This window comes from Peribacillus deserti (genome assembly GCF_002863585.1).
GTDB lineage: Bacteria > Bacillota > Bacilli > Bacillales > DSM-1321 > Paraperibacillus > Paraperibacillus deserti_A.
In genome coordinates this window covers 13746-29502 of the sequence record NZ_PGUY01000058.1, presented here as the reverse complement: position 1 = coordinate 29502, position 15757 = coordinate 13746, and the positions used below count along the sequence as shown (strand labels likewise).

16 protein-coding genes are annotated in these 15757 nt (G+C 40.5%); 14 read left to right on the top strand and 2 right to left on the bottom strand.

What is annotated here, in order from left to right:
- Positions 1 to 148: 148 nt before the first annotated feature.
- Positions 149 to 448 carry an SRPBCC family protein gene (locus CUU66_RS18185; protein WP_308302518.1) on the bottom strand — a complete coding sequence of 100 codons (300 nt, stop codon included), beginning with the start codon at positions 446 to 448 and terminating at the stop codon, positions 149 to 151.
- Positions 449 to 1099: 651 nt separating this feature from the next.
- Here CUU66_RS18185 and CUU66_RS18180 point away from each other — a divergent pair.
- The 6 genes from CUU66_RS18180 to CUU66_RS18155 all read left to right on the top strand — a co-directional run bounded on the left by CUU66_RS18180 (position 1100) and on the right by CUU66_RS18155 (position 6008).
- Positions 1100 to 1663 (top strand): DUF4240 domain-containing protein, encoded by a 564-nt coding sequence (locus tag CUU66_RS18180; protein WP_101644804.1) that lies wholly within the window; start codon positions 1100 to 1102, stop codon positions 1661 to 1663.
- Positions 1664 to 1876: 213 nt separating this feature from the next.
- Positions 1877 to 2809 (top strand): AAA family ATPase, encoded by a 933-nt coding sequence (locus CUU66_RS18175; RefSeq protein ID WP_101644799.1) that lies wholly within the window; start codon positions 1877 to 1879, stop codon positions 2807 to 2809.
- On the top strand, positions 2806 to 3966 hold the full coding sequence (locus tag CUU66_RS18170; protein WP_101644798.1) for a DUF58 domain-containing protein: 1161 nt from the start codon (positions 2806 to 2808) through the stop codon (positions 3964 to 3966). The genes CUU66_RS18175 and CUU66_RS18170 overlap by 4 nt, the downstream gene beginning before the upstream one ends.
- On the top strand, positions 3947 to 4897 hold the full coding sequence (locus CUU66_RS18165) for a DUF4018 domain-containing protein (RefSeq protein ID WP_101644795.1): 951 nt from the start codon (positions 3947 to 3949) through the stop codon (positions 4895 to 4897). Before CUU66_RS18170 ends, CUU66_RS18165 begins: the two co-directional genes overlap by 20 nt.
- 63 nt (positions 4898 to 4960) lie before the next feature.
- Positions 4961 to 5362, top strand: coding sequence for a secondary thiamine-phosphate synthase enzyme YjbQ (locus CUU66_RS18160; protein ID WP_101644793.1), 402 nt, complete (start codon positions 4961 to 4963; stop codon positions 5360 to 5362).
- A 76-nt stretch (positions 5363 to 5438) separates the two neighbouring features.
- Entirely contained in the window at positions 5439 to 6008 is a 570-nt protein-coding gene (locus CUU66_RS18155) for a GNAT family N-acetyltransferase (protein WP_101644791.1), read from the top strand.
- Positions 6009 to 6392: 384 nt separating this feature from the next.
- Here the strand turns inward: CUU66_RS18155 and CUU66_RS18150 are convergent, their stop codons facing one another.
- Entirely contained in the window at positions 6393 to 6692 is a 300-nt protein-coding gene (locus CUU66_RS18150; protein ID WP_101644788.1) for a MerR family transcriptional regulator, read from the bottom strand.
- 272 nt (positions 6693 to 6964) lie between these two features.
- Here CUU66_RS18150 and CUU66_RS18145 point away from each other — a divergent pair, with 272 nt between their 5' ends.
- From CUU66_RS18145 to CUU66_RS18110, 8 genes are all read left to right on the top strand, one after another.
- Positions 6965 to 8164, top strand: coding sequence for a branched-chain amino acid ABC transporter substrate-binding protein (locus CUU66_RS18145; protein WP_101644787.1), 1200 nt, complete (start codon positions 6965 to 6967; stop codon positions 8162 to 8164).
- Positions 8165 to 8236: 72 nt separating this feature from the next.
- The gene (locus CUU66_RS18140) at positions 8237 to 9223 is read left to right on the top strand and encodes a branched-chain amino acid ABC transporter permease (protein WP_101644786.1); all 987 of its coding nucleotides are present in this window, start codon (positions 8237 to 8239) and stop codon (positions 9221 to 9223) included.
- A gap of 11 nt (positions 9224 to 9234) precedes the next feature.
- Positions 9235 to 10506, top strand: a complete 1272-nt coding sequence (locus CUU66_RS18135) for a branched-chain amino acid ABC transporter permease (protein WP_101644783.1) — start codon at positions 9235 to 9237, stop codon at positions 10504 to 10506.
- 15 nt (positions 10507 to 10521) lie between these two features.
- A complete protein-coding gene (locus tag CUU66_RS18130) occupies positions 10522 to 11298 on the top strand; it encodes an ABC transporter ATP-binding protein (protein WP_101644781.1) in 777 nt (258 codons plus the stop codon).
- Positions 11299 to 11316: 18 nt separating this feature from the next.
- Positions 11317 to 12018 carry an ABC transporter ATP-binding protein gene (locus tag CUU66_RS18125; RefSeq protein ID WP_101644779.1) on the top strand — a complete coding sequence of 234 codons (702 nt, stop codon included), beginning with the start codon at positions 11317 to 11319 and terminating at the stop codon, positions 12016 to 12018.
- 1124 nt (positions 12019 to 13142) lie between these two features.
- Positions 13143 to 13730, top strand: coding sequence for a cell wall hydrolase (locus tag CUU66_RS18120; RefSeq protein WP_308302517.1), 588 nt, complete (start codon positions 13143 to 13145; stop codon positions 13728 to 13730).
- Positions 13731 to 13913: 183 nt separating this feature from the next.
- The gene (gene trhA / locus CUU66_RS18115; RefSeq protein ID WP_101644777.1) at positions 13914 to 14564 is read left to right on the top strand and encodes a PAQR family membrane homeostasis protein TrhA; all 651 of its coding nucleotides are present in this window, start codon (positions 13914 to 13916) and stop codon (positions 14562 to 14564) included.
- Positions 14565 to 14697: 133 nt separating this feature from the next.
- On the top strand, positions 14698 to 15708 hold the full coding sequence (locus CUU66_RS18110; RefSeq protein WP_101644774.1) for a phosphotransferase enzyme family protein: 1011 nt from the start codon (positions 14698 to 14700) through the stop codon (positions 15706 to 15708).
- Positions 15709 to 15757: the final 49 nt, after the last annotated feature.

Here is a 15757-nt window from a genome sequence, read left to right as displayed (position 1 = left end):
GGGTTGATTTCCACTACAGGATGCTCGCTTTCCGCGGGGCGGGCGCTGAGCCTCCTCGGCTTCGCCTGTGGGGTCTCACCTGTCCCGCTGCTCCCGCAGGAGTCTCGCACCTTACGTTCCAATCAACCTGTTAATCAATAGGGTAGGATCACATAACTATTAAAAAACAACAATCTTTTAGAATTGAGCCTTCTAAAAATAATGTATCAGCTAGGTTTCCAAGAATGCCAAATGGTGATGTATAAGCAAACGTATCTTTCATTACAGTCCCTGTGAGGCATTTAGAAAATTCATGTGTGTGGGTAAAAGAGTGGAAAGCACCTTTAACCATTGTGTCTGTAAATTTTTTTGGGTTATCCATTTCTATAATCCTGGCTGTTAATTTTTGTTTTACTCCAAAGTGGATCGCTTCCCAAGTGACGGTATCTCCAAGTTCCATTAGTCCCACTGTGATACCACCAATTGCTTTTTCTTTTGTTTAAGTTGTTGTTTCTGTGTGAACTTCAACATTTCTGGCGAGGTCAAAACAAACATTAATTTGGTGCTTCAATGTAAATTTCGTGATGTATTATAGGCATATTACATACCTCTTTCTTTTAATTGGCTTTAAAAAAGATAAACGTAAACGTTGTATGGGAGTTCGTAATCGAAATCCTGATGAGATTTTTCATTTCGTACTCATTCTATAGAGCTATCGCTATCGGCAAATTAGAACCTGAAAAAAACAAGAGACTAGCAGCGTATAAGTTACTTGGTATGTATGAAGCGATTCAAGCCTACATCCATGCTGCAATAGAGGTACTTTGCTTTTTATTATACTTAATAGAGGTGACCTGAGGTGAAGTTATGTAAGCCATAAACCACCTGATTGACAGAAGCTGGAGTTGCTGACTGTCCAGATGAAGAGTGAACCTTATCGGTATAGTCAACGAACTGGTCATGTTCAGGCTGAAACTGTATCATGATAGGTTTCCTGAGAATTCTATTTGCTAAGCATGATATGTGTCTCTTGTTATCGAAGTATTATCTGTTCGATTTGTAAACCTTTTTCAACTGTACAAGGCAGCGGTCGGAATCTAGAAAATCGGAGGAGATTGAAATGAATGAGAAAGAATTTTGGAGTCTCATTGAAAAATCAAAAGAACAAGAGAACCAAGATGAGCAGAATCATTGGTTAATGGAACAACTTACACATAAAATTGAAACCGAGATTGTCGACTTCGGGATGATATTCGAAACGTTTATGACCCAGTCATATGATCAGAAATTATGGGGAGCAGCTTATGTAATCATGGGAGGGTGCAGCGACGATCTATTTGATTATTTCAGAGGATGGCTGATTGCCCAGGGAGAAGAAATATATAAAGGTGTATTAAATAGTCCAGAGATTCTGGCAGATTACATTCCACAAGATTGGCATGATGAGGAATTGATGCCTGATAATGAAGAAATCCTAAGTGTAGCCCAAGACGCGTATACATTTAAGAAAACAAATTCGACAGAATATGATGAAGCAGCAGCAGATCATTTTCAAGAAGAATTGGATCATAGGGGTGCTTCGATTACTCGGGAAATTGAGTTTGAGTGGGAAGATGATGACGATTTATCTAAAATGTTTCCAAAACTTTGGAAACGATTCGGCGAGGAGCCGTTGGAGTACTGATTCGTAATTATGGTTGTATAAAACATCCAGCTGCCTGGGTGTTTTTTCATGGAATTACGTAGTTGTAAAGGTATCAAAGGGACTCAACTGGATCATTTTCTTGAAACCCACATTTGACAGTTTAGACTATACTAAAAACTATACCAAATGTAAATTTTTTGAAAATTATGGTATCATTAAGTTATATAAATAAAGTAAAGCAGGGGTGGTTCAATGAATAAGCTGGCGGCATTAAAAGAGAATATAGAAAAGGTTCTTGTAGGGAAAAGCGATGTGATTGATTTACTTATGCAATGTCTGCTGGCAAATGGCCATGTGCTGCTGGAAGATGTTCCAGGTACCGGAAAGACCGTGCTGGCTAAATCCGCTGCAAAAAGTATAGGCGGGACCTTCTCAAGGATTCAGTTTACTCCGGATGTACTTCCTGGGGACATTACGGGCATAGAGTATTTTAATCCTCAGACAAATCAATTTGAGACCAGAATCGGTCCTGTCTATTCTAATATCATCCTGGCTGATGAAATCAACCGCGCCATGCCAAGGACACAGTCGAGCCTTCTTGAAGCAATGGAGGAACGGCAGATCACCATCGAAAAAAATACATATTCATTGCCAAAACCCTTTATCGTTATCGCAACACAGAACCCGCTTGAGTCACAGGGGACATTCCCTTTGCCGGAAGCACAGCTTGACCGTTTCTTAATGTGTATCCCAATGGGCTATCCTTCTTTTGAAGACGAAAAAACAATCATGCGTAAATATAGGAACGATATGCCTCTTGATGAACTGGAACCCTGTATTGCACTTGAAGATCTAGCTCTGCTGCAGGAACAGACTAAAGCGGTTTATCTCTCTGAGGCAGTTGAAGACTACATTCTCCAGCTTGTTACAGCCACAAGGGACCACAGCTGGATTGGCCAGGGGCTCAGTCCGCGTGCTACCCTTGGGTTTATGAGGAGTGTACAGGCTAAGGCTGTTCTCGCCGGCAGGGGTTATTGTACACCAGATGATGTAATCAAGACTTTCCCATATATTGCACAGCACCGGATCGCCCTATCAATGGAAGGTTCGCTTCGAACTACTTCTATAGAAGTGATTAAAGAAATACTGAAAGAAATTGATGTTCCTGTGGAGATTGCCCGATGAAGCAACGACCGATCATTGAGACGGTTTATCCTTTTCAAGCGGGTTTTATCGCGACAACGGTTCCGATATGCACAGCAATTGTTTTATTTTATCCGGCCAAATATATACTTTTCATTCTGTCAGTATACTATTTGTACGCAGTATTTCTAAAAATACAAAATAGATATGTTGTAGATTCAGTGAGATTTATAGATGAGATGAAGAGAATACGAGTGTTTCCCGGTGAAAAAACAGAACTTAAATTTGGTGTGGTAAATACTGGAAAATTTCCCGTCGTACAAGCAAAGATGAACTTTTCTCTGGATAAAAGCCTGACCATGACAGGTAAAAGTCATGAGGATAAAAATGATACCAATCATATATCTCAATATATCTCTCTGCCCCCTAATAAGAAAATCAGCTGGGCAGGTGAAATAGTTCCTATAAAAAGGGGAGTCTATCACATAGAAGATATGGAATTAATTTTATACGACTGGTTTAATACCTCGTCCATACATTACCCTGTAATAAAAAGATTAAAGCACGAAATATTAGTATATCCAGATTTAAAGCCTGTGGCAGGAATTGATGAACTGTTTAAGATCACCCAGGGCACCACTGCAGCAAATTTCTCATTATACAAGGATGAGCTGTCTATTTCAGGGGTCAAACCATATGAAGGAGAAGGATTCAGGCAGGTCCATTGGAAGGCCACAGCAAGAAGCGGTGAATTGATTGCAAAGAGATACCAGCCTGTCATCCAGAAAGGCTTCACTCTTTGTTTATATTTATCTGCAGAGCAGTCTTATTATTTTCACCCTCAAATGGAAGAATATATTTCTTATACGGCGTTCCTATGTAAGTTCTTAAGTGAAAGAAAAATACCTTATGAATTGTTTATTAATATGAATGCCCAAAATGAACCCATACAGATTCATTTAAATGAAGGAGACCCGCATTTTGCTATTACTCTGGAAACACTGGCACAAATAAACGAAGAAGGCCTGCTCCTCACAGCGGATTATTTTAACCGTTTTGTTAAATCTCATAGAGCATCAAAAAATATAACTGTCTGGATTGGAGAAGGATCTGCCAACGGACAGAGTGGATTAGTAAGAACAATAACTAAAGACGGAATCGTTCAGGGAGGGGGAAATCGTGCTCTCTCTATTAGCTGATTTTATTATCCAGTTTGCTGCTTTTATTTTTTTGGTGAAAACGAGTAATGCAGAAGTATTTGCAGCCATTATCGCAATCTATTTTGTGGTTTCTTATTTATTTTCTAAAAAAGTGCCAAGTCTGCTCTTCTACTGCCTGCTGTTTTCGGGGGCCATACTCTTTAGATTAGGAGTGCCTTCAGTCCTTGAATGGATTTTGCTTGCAGGTGTGTTGTTGTCCCATTTATTTGTTTCTAGCCGAACCAAGAGTATGGGTGCTTACCGGATATCTGCTGTCCTTTTGGCTAGTGGAGCAGGATTTTTGCTGATCCACATAGTGCCGTATATAAGCATGGCTTTACGATCTATCTTAAGCCTGATTGTTTCTATTTTTGCGTGGATGGTTGGAGGACCGCTTGTATTCTTAGTGGGTTTAATCGATTTTAATGGTGAAAAAGAAACGGAGGAAAGACTGAAAAAAGCTTTCCAATCTGCTCCTGAAGAAATTCCTGCATATAACGGCGGATCAGGGAATCATATTTTGATTTACTCAATCCTGATGCTCTTAGCACTGGTGGGCCTATTTTTGATCTATCGTTTAGCAAAGAAAAGACTGGGCCGATATAACAGAAGCAGCTTAAATACTAATATAAGTTTGTATCAAAGTACGGAAGGCAAAAAGAGCAGGCATCGAGCCCCAAAAGATGCTGTCCGGAAAATTGTGTTTGCCTGGGAAAAAAAGCTTTCCACACCATATGCCAGAAACAGCGGTGAGTCCTTTTCTGCGTGGGTCAAGCGGCTAAGCCTGGACTTCCCGGGAGGCTTGGATGCGGACTTATTAATTTCTGTTTACAGTGATGTAAGGTATAAAGAGGAAACCGCTGCTCAGTCGGATGTTAAAAAATTTAAGGAAGAAATGAGTAAATTCTCACTGCTGAAAAAAAGGAATTAGGATTAGATTGTTTTTCGCGGCTTGAGGTAAATACCTAGTATACCAATGGGAGGGAGCCGGCGCATGTTGAAAAAATGGAGCATTAAGACTGAAAAACGGGATGAAATGGTTGAGATTACACATGAAGTAAGCAGGTTCATATCGGAGGGCGGCATAGAGGATGGGATTGCCTTCATATACTGCCCCCATACAACTGCTGGAATTACGATAAACGAAAATGCGGATCCCGATGTAAAAATAGATATGATCCGAAGGCTTGATGAAATATACCCATGGAATCATGCAGAAGACAGGCACATGGAAGGCAATACGGCAGCCCATCTGAAAGCAAGCACTGTAGGAAGTTCCCAGCAGGTCATAATCGAAAATGGAGAACTGCTGCTAGGTACATGGCAGGGGATTTATTTTTGTGAATGGGACGGGCCAAGAACCAGAGACTTTTATGTAAAAGTGCTTTCGAACTAAACCAATAAGTCCGGCATTACTATTAGCCGGACTTATTTTTATGTTCTCGAAAAATCATTAGATAGGAGGAAAAACGATGGGGATCTTTTTAAGGGGAAATAAATTACGGTTAAGAAGTATAAGGGTTAAGGATCTGGAAACTCTGTGGGAGTTAATATATTCTGGAGAAAATCCTGAATGGAAGAAGTGGGATGCCCCTTACTGGCCACTAAAAATGGTCGATTTCAATACATACAAAAATCAGATGGAACCTCTCATACATACTATGGGTAAACCTGAATCAAAGTTACTGATTGAAGTAAACGGAATTATAATTGGTTTGATCATGTTTTATTGGGAAGATGAAAAAACAAAATGGCTGGAAATCGGTATTGTTATATATAAAGATACATATTGGAATGGTGGATTTGGAACAGAGGCTCTCGCTTTATATTCTGATTATCTTTTCAATTCCCTTGATATCGGGCGGGTAGGACTAACTACATGGTCAGGGAATACGGGAATGATTCGTGCAGCAGAAAAAGCAGGGTTTACACTAGAGGGCAGGATGAGGAAATGCCGGTACTATAACGGAGTTTATTACGACTCTATTCGTATGGGGTTGATCCGAGAGGAATGGAAACAAGGCGTCTTACAGATTACGTGAGCTGATAAACTCTAAGCTTAGTAATCCAATTTCTGTTTAATTTAATGGCTTTAGGAATGGTTGTATTCCTGCTCCTGCTCGCTTCCGGAATTGGTGAGCGTTGATTCATGACAGATTATTTTAAACTGGTTATGTTAACGTTTAGTTGGATTGATACGATGTGGTTTGGAGCGGAGGGAGGGAGGGGACTCCTGCTGAAAGCCGGCAGAGGGAGGTTCTGCGGGAGTCTGTCGCAGAAGGTCCCGGACCACCCGGCGGAAAGCATGTGCCTTTAGCGTGAAGCGTGTGTCAAAGGCAGACTTAGGTTAATAAAAAAATCCGCTGTTAAGACTTAGCTCTCGCTCCGAGTCTGGACAGCGGATTTTTTTTAGACATGTATTAAAACTATAAAGGAATATGTACCTGGCCATTGATTAGCGGATTAGGCATTGATTTTTCTTTCTTTTTCATTTCTTTCCTGATTTCATTTGTCCATACTCCATCTTCAATCTGATTTGCAATTTCAGCAAGGAGCTCAATGTCATTAAACGAGTATTTTCGCATCCCGGACTTTGACCTGGAGGGGAATATAAGCTTTCTCTCTTCATAGTAGCGGATCTGCCTTTCGGATAAACCAGTTAATTCACTGACTGTCCCTATAGAGATGACCTTCTTTTCCTTAAAGCTAATATCATTCCATCCCATTATGACACTCCTATTTATCTAAAGATTCCAAATTATTAATATACTTTATTTTAGGAGATTATAAATAAAATAGCAATCAAAATTAGAAGCTATTATCTTACAAGATTCGACGAAGTCTTTTAAAAAAACTATGTAAGGAAGTCTGACAAACTTAGTGTACAGGGGAGAAGTACTATTTATACTAAAAAAAGCTACATAACATGCAATTCATTCAGAAAGGAGTACTTTTGAACTAAAATATCAGAATATTTGGAAAAAAGGGGGATTCATAGGTGAATATTAAAAAGTCATTATCCTTATTATTAACAGGTTCACTTGCATTCGGAATTCTAGCGGGATGCGGCAAAGACAGTGCTGGAACAACCAGCGGTGACAGCAGTGGTCTTAAAGTAATTAAGATCGCAACACAAACACCATTATCCGGGGGAAGTGCAACCCTTGGTGAGGCCATTAAGCTTGGAGCACAGCTTCAGCTTGAAGAACAAAAAGAAAAATTTAAAAAGCTGGGCTATGAATTGAAGCTTCAGCCCTATGATGACCAGGGAGATCCAAAAAAAGGGGTAGCAAATGCGCAGCTTATTGGTTCTGATAAACAAATCCTGGGCATTGTGGGCCACCTGAATTCAGGTGTTGCCATTCCTTCTTCAGAAATATATGAAAAATATAAAGTTCCGATGGTATCCCCTGCCAATACCGCGACGGACGTTACGGACAGAAATCTTAAATCAGTAAACAGAATTTGCGGACGTGATGATTATCAAGGTCCTGCAGGAGCGGAATATGCAACAGGAAAGCTTGGTGCCAAAAAAGTATTCGTTATCCAGGATAAAACGGCTTACGGCACCGGTCTTGCTGATGCATTTAAGAAGTCTGTAGAGGAAAAGGGAGCCACTGTTGTAGGCTATGAAGGGATCACTGTAGGAGAAAAAGATTTTAACGGTGTGATTAACCAGATTCTCTCCAAAAAACCTGACCTGGTATTCTTTGGCGGCCTGTATTCAGAGGGAGGGCTTATCATTAAACAGGCTCGCGAAAAAGGAATCGATGTACCGTTTATGGGTGGAGATGGTCTAGATTCCTCCACGCTGGTTGAAATTGCCGGGGATGCTGTTAAGAACGTGTTTATAACTTCTGTAGCTGGTGATACAGAAGGAACGGACAGCGGAAAGAAATTTGCCGAGAACTACAAAGCTAAATTTAATAAGGCTACTGAATCCTATTCCGTTTATGGATACGACGCAATGGGTGTTGTCTTAAAAGGGCTGGAAGACGCGATTAATTCCAACGGCAAGAAAATGCCTACCCGTGAACAAGTGATGAATGCGGTAAGGGGAGTTAAAGACTTCCAGGGAGCTGTAACGCAAGTAAGCTTCGATGATAAAGGCGATAACGACTTTGCCAAATTCTTCGTATATAAATTTGATGATGTAAAATACCCGCCAACATTTGACGCTGAAATTCCAAAGAATTAAATAATGGCGAAAGGGTATGATTCCGATCGGGCATACCCTTTCGTAATTTTTGAGGGAACGGAGAGATGATTGATGCTAAACGATATATTGCAATCGATCCCGCAGGTATTAATAGACGGATTAACACTGGGAACTGTATATGCGGTCATTGCCCTTGGCTACACGATGGTATACGGAATCTTGGAACTTATAAATTTTGCACATGGAGAAATATTTATGACGGGAGCTTTCATCGGAACAGCCATGCTGATTGTTCTAACAGGCATTGGCTGGGTATCCGCATTGCCGGCGATCGTTATGCTCATCACGGTGCTGCTCTTAACGGCATTGCTGACAGGGCTCCTCGGCATGGGAATCGAACGGGTAGCATATCGGCCGCTCCGGAATGCACCAAAGCTTATTCCGCTTATCACAGCCATTGGTATATCCTTCCTTCTGCAAGATCTGGTGCGTTTCATTGCTGAGTTAAAAAAAGGAAATTATATCGTTACAGGTCCAAGCCTCTTTACTAGTCAGATAAAAATCAACAGTTCTGCCATCTCATCTGTCTTTAATGATGCATCCATTAAAAGCTCATTTATCATAGTCCTTGTATCAGCCATTATCATGATGGTGGTTCTGGATTTCTTCGTTAATAAAACAAAATGGGGAATGGCTATGCGGGCCGTAGCACAGGACCGGGAAACGGCGTCATTGATGTCGGTCAACGTTAACAAAGTAATCTCGTTAACATTCTTTATTGGTTCAGCACTAGGGGGCGCGACAGGAGTATTGTTTGCCGTTCAGTACGGAACGATCGATCCATATATCGGTTTTATTCTAGGGCTGAAAGCTTTTACGGCAGCTGTACTCGGTGGTATTGGGAATATAAGGGGCGCCATGCTCGGGGGACTTCTTCTTGGGGTCATGGAAATGTTCGCATCAGCCAATTTAACGTTAATGACCGGCGGAGTATTTGGAGCTGAATATAAAGATGTATTCGCTTTTGCCATTTTAATCATTGTATTAATCTTCAAGCCTGAAGGACTTTTAGGCAAACCTGTAGCGGAGAAAGTGTAGGTGAGATTGGAATGAAGAAAATATGGAATGCCTATTCAGAAAATAAACTGTTCCAGGGAGTATTCCTGCTGATCTTTATTGCAGTTACTTCATTGAGCCTGTATCTGGCTCAGAAATCCGTTACAGCATTTTTATTGCTGCTGTCTTCACTGCTGCTCCTATATTTCACCAAATTTTCGAATCTCGTGAAATGGCTGACTGCCGGGGTTATATTAGTGGTCTTGCTTCCTGCCGCTGCCGGAGGCGGGGATGCGTACGAATCATACATGGAAGTCGCTACCCTTGTGGGAATCTATATCTCTATGGCTCTTGGGCTGAACATAGTAGTTGGGATGGCTGGTCTTCTGGATTTAGGCTTCGTTGCATTTTTTGCGGTGGGTGCATACACATATGGAATTTTTGCAACCGGCCAGGCAGCAAATTTTATGCCATTCGGAACCTATCCGCTTTCCGGAGAAAGTTTTTGGATTTTCATTGTTCTTGGCTGTTTTGCAGCGGCGCTGTTTGGAATTTTACTTGGGATTCCCGTTCTGCGGGTAAAAGGCGATTATTTAGCCATTGTAACCCTGGGGTTTGGTGAAATTATCCGAATCATTTTCAATAACCTGGATAAACCAGTCAATATTACAAATGGGGCAATGGGCATAGCTTCCATTACGCCGCCAAAAATCTTTGGTATCGAACTTATATATTCGAGTCAATTCTATTATGTTGTTCTGATTATTCTAGTATTTACTATATTCACCGTAAGGCGATTTGAACACTCAAAAATTGGACGATCATGGAAGGCTGTAAGGGAAAATGAAATTGCAGCCCAGGCAATGGGTGTTCCCCTTGTTAGAACAAAGCTTATTGCATTTGCAGTCGGCGCTTCCTTTTCCGGTATGATGGGCGTCATTTTTGCAGGTAAGCAAACCTTCGTCGACCCGACCAGTTTTACGCTCCTCGAATCAATAACCATACTCGTAATGGTCATACTCGGGGGAATGGGAAGTGTCCCAGGTGTCATACTGGGTGCAGCTGTTATGACTATTTTGAATTTGCAGGTTCTGACGGAGTTGACCAATTGGCTGAATGGGCTTAGCTCATCAGGGGCCATTACGATACCGGATGCCCTTTCTCCGTCCAAAATGCAGAGATTAATTTTCGGAGCTCTGTTAATTGTTTTTGCACTTTATAGACCAAAGGGGTTAATTCCCGCAAAGAATCCCATTTATAAGGAAGAAGAATTGGTTTCTAGCAAACTCATGGATATGAACCAGGAACAAAAAGCACAGGCGTAAGGGAGGAGGCATCCGATGTCAATCTTAGAAGTGAAAGGGTTAACCAAAAAATTTGGCGGGCTGACTGCTAACCAGGATATTTCAATGACGGTTGAAAAAAACTCGATTACGGCTGTGATAGGTCCTAATGGAGCGGGAAAGACGACTTTCTTTAATATGATTACAGGTGTTTATGAGCCAACGTCAGGCGACATTCTAATGGAAGATAAATCCCTTTGCGGATTGAAGCCTCATGAGGTCTCAAAAAGGGGGATTTCCCGGACATTCCAGAATATACGACTTTTTAGTGAAATGTCAGTCATTGAAAATGTATTAGTAGGGATGCACACACATCTTAAAGCAAATATATTTGGTATACTGCTCAATTTACCTTGGATCAGAAGGGAAGAGAAGGAAGCCGAGAAGTATGCGTACTGGCTGCTGGAATATGTAGGCTTAAATTCCCTCTTGAATGAAAAAGCGTGCAATTTAAGCTATGGTGCCCAGAGGCGGCTTGAAATCGCGAGGGCGCTTGCCGCCAAGCCGAAAATCATTCTCCTCGATGAACCGGCTGCCGGGATGAATCCAAAAGAAACACGTGAACTTACCGAATTAATTAAGCGAATGAGAAAAGAATTCGAGCTCACTGTTATCTTGATCGAACATGATATGAAGCTTGTAATGGAGATTTCGGAGCAAATTTTTGTTCTGGATCACGGGGTTAAGATCGCCGAAGGCAAGCCTGCCGAAATAAGAAACAACCCTAAAGTTATTGAAGCATACCTTGGAACGGGTGCCGTTAACGCTGGATAAGAGGAGGGGATAGGAAAAATGCTGGAATTGAAAAACGTAGAAACCTTTTACAGTGGTATCCAAGCGCTAAAAGGGATAAGCCTAAATGTAGAGAAAGGTGAAATTGTCACACTTATAGGAAGCAACGGTGCAGGAAAATCCACTGCCCTTAAATCTATCAGCGGACTGGTCAAGGTCGGGAGCGGCCAAATCACCTATAAAGGAAATGATATCACTAAAAAGCAGGCGCATGAAACTACACTTTTGGGAATTGCTCACGTTCCAGAAGGAAGGAGGATTTTTCCAAAACTGACTGTGAAAGAAAATTTATTAATGGGAGCTTTTTCAGTAAAAGATAAAAGGGCAATTGAAGAAAGAATGGAACGTGCTTTTAAATACTTTCCTAAGCTTAAGGACAGGCTGGAGCAAAAGGGAGGCACCATGAGCGGAGGGGAACAGCAGATGCTTGCAATCGGCAGAGCATTGATGATGAAACCGGAACTGCTTATGCTCGATGAACCTTCAATGGGCCTTGCTCCAATCATTGTGGAACAAATCTTTGACATCATCAGGGAATTAAATGATGAGGGCATAACCATTCTGCTTGTAGAACAAAACGCTTACCAAGCTCTTCAGGTTGCCCACCGGGGATATGTAATCCAGACGGGTGCCATCAGGCTGGAAGGCTATGGAAAGGATTTAATCCAGAATAACGAAGTACGAGAAGCATATCTTGCATAGCTAAGATTAATACCTGCCGTATTTAAATGGCAGGTTTTTTTGTACCTATGTGTATTCAGTGCCTTGACTCCTAGATTTGTTTAGCCATACAATCGGAATTGTGAGAAAAAGACATTATCAGCCTGCCATACTATTTGGCAGTTTATTTCTCATTTCAATCTTAGGAGTACCTGTCTTTATCATAGTCCACCTCATGAGAAAGACAAAGCTGGATGTTTCTAGAAATGCCGGCGAAATGAAAGTGCACTAGGGCTGGCTTGGCTCCTTGAATGGGGGCCAAGCTTTTTAGATGAAGCGTCAGCAGCTTAAGCTAAGGATAAAAACTCCCTTTCATTTTTAAGCCAAAATTATGAAACTTAAGCATACCTCAATTAAAATTACATAGACTCTGAAACGTAAGCATACCGGCCTTTAACATCAGCATAAACTATGAAACTTAAGCATAAGACTGTTTCCATCAGCATAAACACCCAAACGTAAGCATAGAAAAAGGGAACATCAGCATAAGACTCCCAAACTTAAGCATAAACCTTCTCAATATAAGCATAAACTGCACAAACATAAGCATAATTAGTTAAAACTTAAGCATAAATTCGATCAGCAGATTCAATCATGAGTAAAACGCCCAGATAGTTGCAAATTGCATTGGAAAATAACTTCTAGCACACGTAATTTTCCAAATTTTATTTGAATATTGCATTGCTGCTAGTTTTTAATACAGGCTTTTTGCTGGATAAGGTATGATGTCGGGGATAAAATAGTAGGGAGAAATTAGCTGCGTATGGGTTAATAATTTTTCGTTTGAACTATGTATTCCCTGCTATTCGGTCAATAATATATATAAGGATTCCAGTCAAAACTAAGGAGTTTTTTAAAATCAGCTGGATTTTTTTAACTTAGTGACTGATATTGCGATACCTTCTGAATTTAAAATTCCAAATTTAAAATCCCGAATTTAAAATCCCTCATGCCCGCTTCACCTGTAAGAATCTCCATATGACTTCCTCAGAATGTAAGCTCTCTTACAAATTAATTCCTCCTCTTCCATGGAAAATACTTATCAATGTTTTGGAGCCTTTTCTTTGTTAGGCTTGTATAAGTATTTTTAAAAAGGAGGGTTTAGATTGGGATTTTTAAAAATCATAGCTTCTTTGGCTTTATTATTAACTCTAACAGTGCCTGGATCGTCACATGCTGAAAAGAAACCCTCTAAGCAAAATAGAGGTTCACATACGGTAAAAAGAGAAAAACAGATTAGGGATATTGCTAAACAGCAGAGGGTACCTGTAAATCTGCTGAAGAAAAATGCAGCTCAAGCTGAAGAGCGTTCAGCCACAAGCCGGTATTCGAAGAAAGAAAAGGATTTATTGGCGAGGCTTGTTAATGCTGAAGCAAAAGGGGAGCCATACCAAGGCAAGGTTGCAGTGGCTGCTGTGGTACTCAACCGTACAGAGCACAAAGCCTTTCCTCATACGGTTACGGGCGTAATTATGGAGAAAAAACAGTTTGAGCCTGTTTCTAATGGACAAATAAACAAACCAGCAGCCGCAGAGTCAAAAAAGGCGGTTAATGAAGCCATCGTGAGTCACGAAACAGGAAAGGGAAAAGCTACAGAAGCGATTTACTTCTATAACCCGGATCTTACAGACAGCCAATGGATGAGGTCGCTCAAAGTGGTTAAAAAGATCGGCAACCATACATTCGCTAAATAACTTTTTTAAACATCGGCAGCCCATTAGCCGGTGTTTTTTTTGCTGTTAAAGAAACCTCGATAACCTCCTGAGTCAGTTCTAAGGAAAATTCTACAAGTGAATTTACTTTGTATTATCCATATAATTTGGTATCGTATAAAACAAGATAGAAGAATTCATCAAAAACATGAGGAGATGGCTCCATTGGCAGAAACACATGTATTTTCAAAGAAGGAAGAATTAGTCAATGCGATTACTCATGGCATAGGTGTTATACTCAGCATTGCGGCATTGGTTTTTCTCATTATTTTTTCAGTTAATGAAGGAACTGTATGGCATCTTATATCCTTTATAATATTTGGTGTTACTATGCTCCTTCTATATATTTCGTCTACTTTAGTACATAGTTTTCCACCTGGAAGAGCAAAGGACATCTTTGAAATTTTTGATCACTCTGCTATTTATTTGTTTATTGCAGGTACATATACTCCCTTTACCTTAATTGTTATTAAGGGTGTATTGGGCTGGTCATTGCTCAGTATAGTATGGGGAATTGCCGTTATTGGGGTTGTGTTCAAGTCTTATTTTGTAAAAAAGTTTTTGTTTTTATCAACTATTCTTTATATCGTCATGGGATGGTTGATTGTGATCGCTTGGGGCCCGCTGACAGCGGCGCTGCCTGGAGGAGGTATACAGCTCCTGGTAGCAGGTGGAATTCTATATACAATCGGAGCTGTCTTTTATGTGTGGAGAGGATTTCCTTTCCATCATGCAGTCTGGCATATCTTTGTACTGCTTGGTACAGCAGCACATTTCTTTGCGGTTCTTTTCTACGTTCTGCCAATTACTATTTGATCGTGAAACCTGCCTCCATTCGGCAGGTTTTTTTCTAGGTTATTTAATTCTGAAATTTCAGTCATTATAATAAGAATGAAGTACGGATTTTATATTCAGCAATAAAGAATGAAGAGAAAAAACGGGGGTCAATATGGAACTTAACGTTGCAAATGTATTTTCAGAGGATCTCTTGCAAAAAGGCTGTAAGCTCTATTACGGGAGTACAGAGACTCTGAAAAAACTTGGCGATTTTGAGAATTATATTTACGAAGTCAAGGTAGAAGGCGAAAGCAGAATTTTGAGATTTGTCCATTCTTCTCACAGAAGCCATGAGCTTATCGAGGCAGAAGTGGAATGGGTGGAATATTTATACAAAAACGGTGCCTCGGTCTACCGGCATTTTGTTTCCGCGAATGGATGTTTAATTGAGCCGTTAGAGGCAGCCGATGGAACAGTGTTTTACGTAAGTAGCTTTGAAAAACTGCCGGGACGCCAAATAGCCTGGAAGGAAGTCGAGAAGAATCTAAAGATTGCATATAGCTGGGGCAAGTCACTTGGACTGCTGAACAGACTTTCAAAGACTTACAATAATGTTAAATGTTTTCGGCCGCAGTGGGATGAAGAAGAATTGTTCGACATTGAACAATATAAGCCTGATATTACGAAGCATATACTGAACTATAGAGATGAAATACTTTTGCAAATCAGTACTCTCCCAAAAAATTCGGATACATACGGCCTGATTCACTCTGATTTGCATCATGGGAACTTTTTGTATGATCAAGGAAGAATCCATATTTTTGATTTTGATGACAGCGCCTATCATTGGTTTGCGAGCGATATTGCTATGCCTCTTTATTATATAGTTATGCAGCGGGACTTTACTACAAAGGAAACCAGACAAGAATTTATTCATGCTTTTATAACATCCTTTTTAGAAGGGTACAGTACTGAAAACATCCTTCCTGAGAAATTAGCAGAGTCCATCCCGCTATTTTTGAAGCTTAGAGATGTAGTGCTGCTGTCTGTTTTATACAAAAAGTTTGATTTTGAAAAGTTAGATGATCACGATCGACTATTTTTTAACACCGTAAAAGATAGGGTGGATCGTAAAGAAACGATTGTTACATTCGATAAAGAGGTTATAAAAAATATAAGGTGAATGCCCGGGTGCCAGTATGCTGGCGCCGTTTTTTTATGCCATTTGAAGC

Excerpts from the sequence above, each read along its gene's own strand:
- CUU66_RS18160 (WP_101644793.1), top strand. The coding sequence starts at position 4,961 with ATGTTGAAAAAATGGAGCATTAAGACTGAAAAACGGGATGAAATGGTT.
- CUU66_RS18180 (WP_101644804.1), top strand. The coding sequence starts at position 1,100 with ATGAATGAGAAAGAATTTTGGAGTCTCATTGAAAAATCAAAAGAACAA.
- CUU66_RS18135 (WP_101644783.1), top strand. The coding sequence starts at position 9,235 with ATGAAGAAAATATGGAATGCCTATTCAGAAAATAAACTGTTCCAGGGA.
- CUU66_RS18155 (WP_101644791.1), top strand. The coding sequence starts at position 5,439 with ATGGGGATCTTTTTAAGGGGAAATAAATTACGGTTAAGAAGTATAAGG.
- CUU66_RS18175 (WP_101644799.1), top strand. The coding sequence starts at position 1,877 with ATGAATAAGCTGGCGGCATTAAAAGAGAATATAGAAAAGGTTCTTGTA.
- CUU66_RS18150 (WP_101644788.1), bottom strand. The coding sequence starts at position 6,692 with ATGGGATGGAATGATATTAGCTTTAAGGAAAAGAAGGTCATCTCTATA.
- CUU66_RS18140 (WP_101644786.1), top strand. The coding sequence starts at position 8,237 with ATGCTAAACGATATATTGCAATCGATCCCGCAGGTATTAATAGACGGA.
- CUU66_RS18130 (WP_101644781.1), top strand. The coding sequence starts at position 10,522 with ATGTCAATCTTAGAAGTGAAAGGGTTAACCAAAAAATTTGGCGGGCTG.
- CUU66_RS18110 (WP_101644774.1), top strand. The coding sequence starts at position 14,698 with ATGGAACTTAACGTTGCAAATGTATTTTCAGAGGATCTCTTGCAAAAA.
- CUU66_RS18170 (WP_101644798.1), top strand. The coding sequence starts at position 2,806 with ATGAAGCAACGACCGATCATTGAGACGGTTTATCCTTTTCAAGCGGGT.
- CUU66_RS18125 (WP_101644779.1), top strand. The coding sequence starts at position 11,317 with ATGCTGGAATTGAAAAACGTAGAAACCTTTTACAGTGGTATCCAAGCG.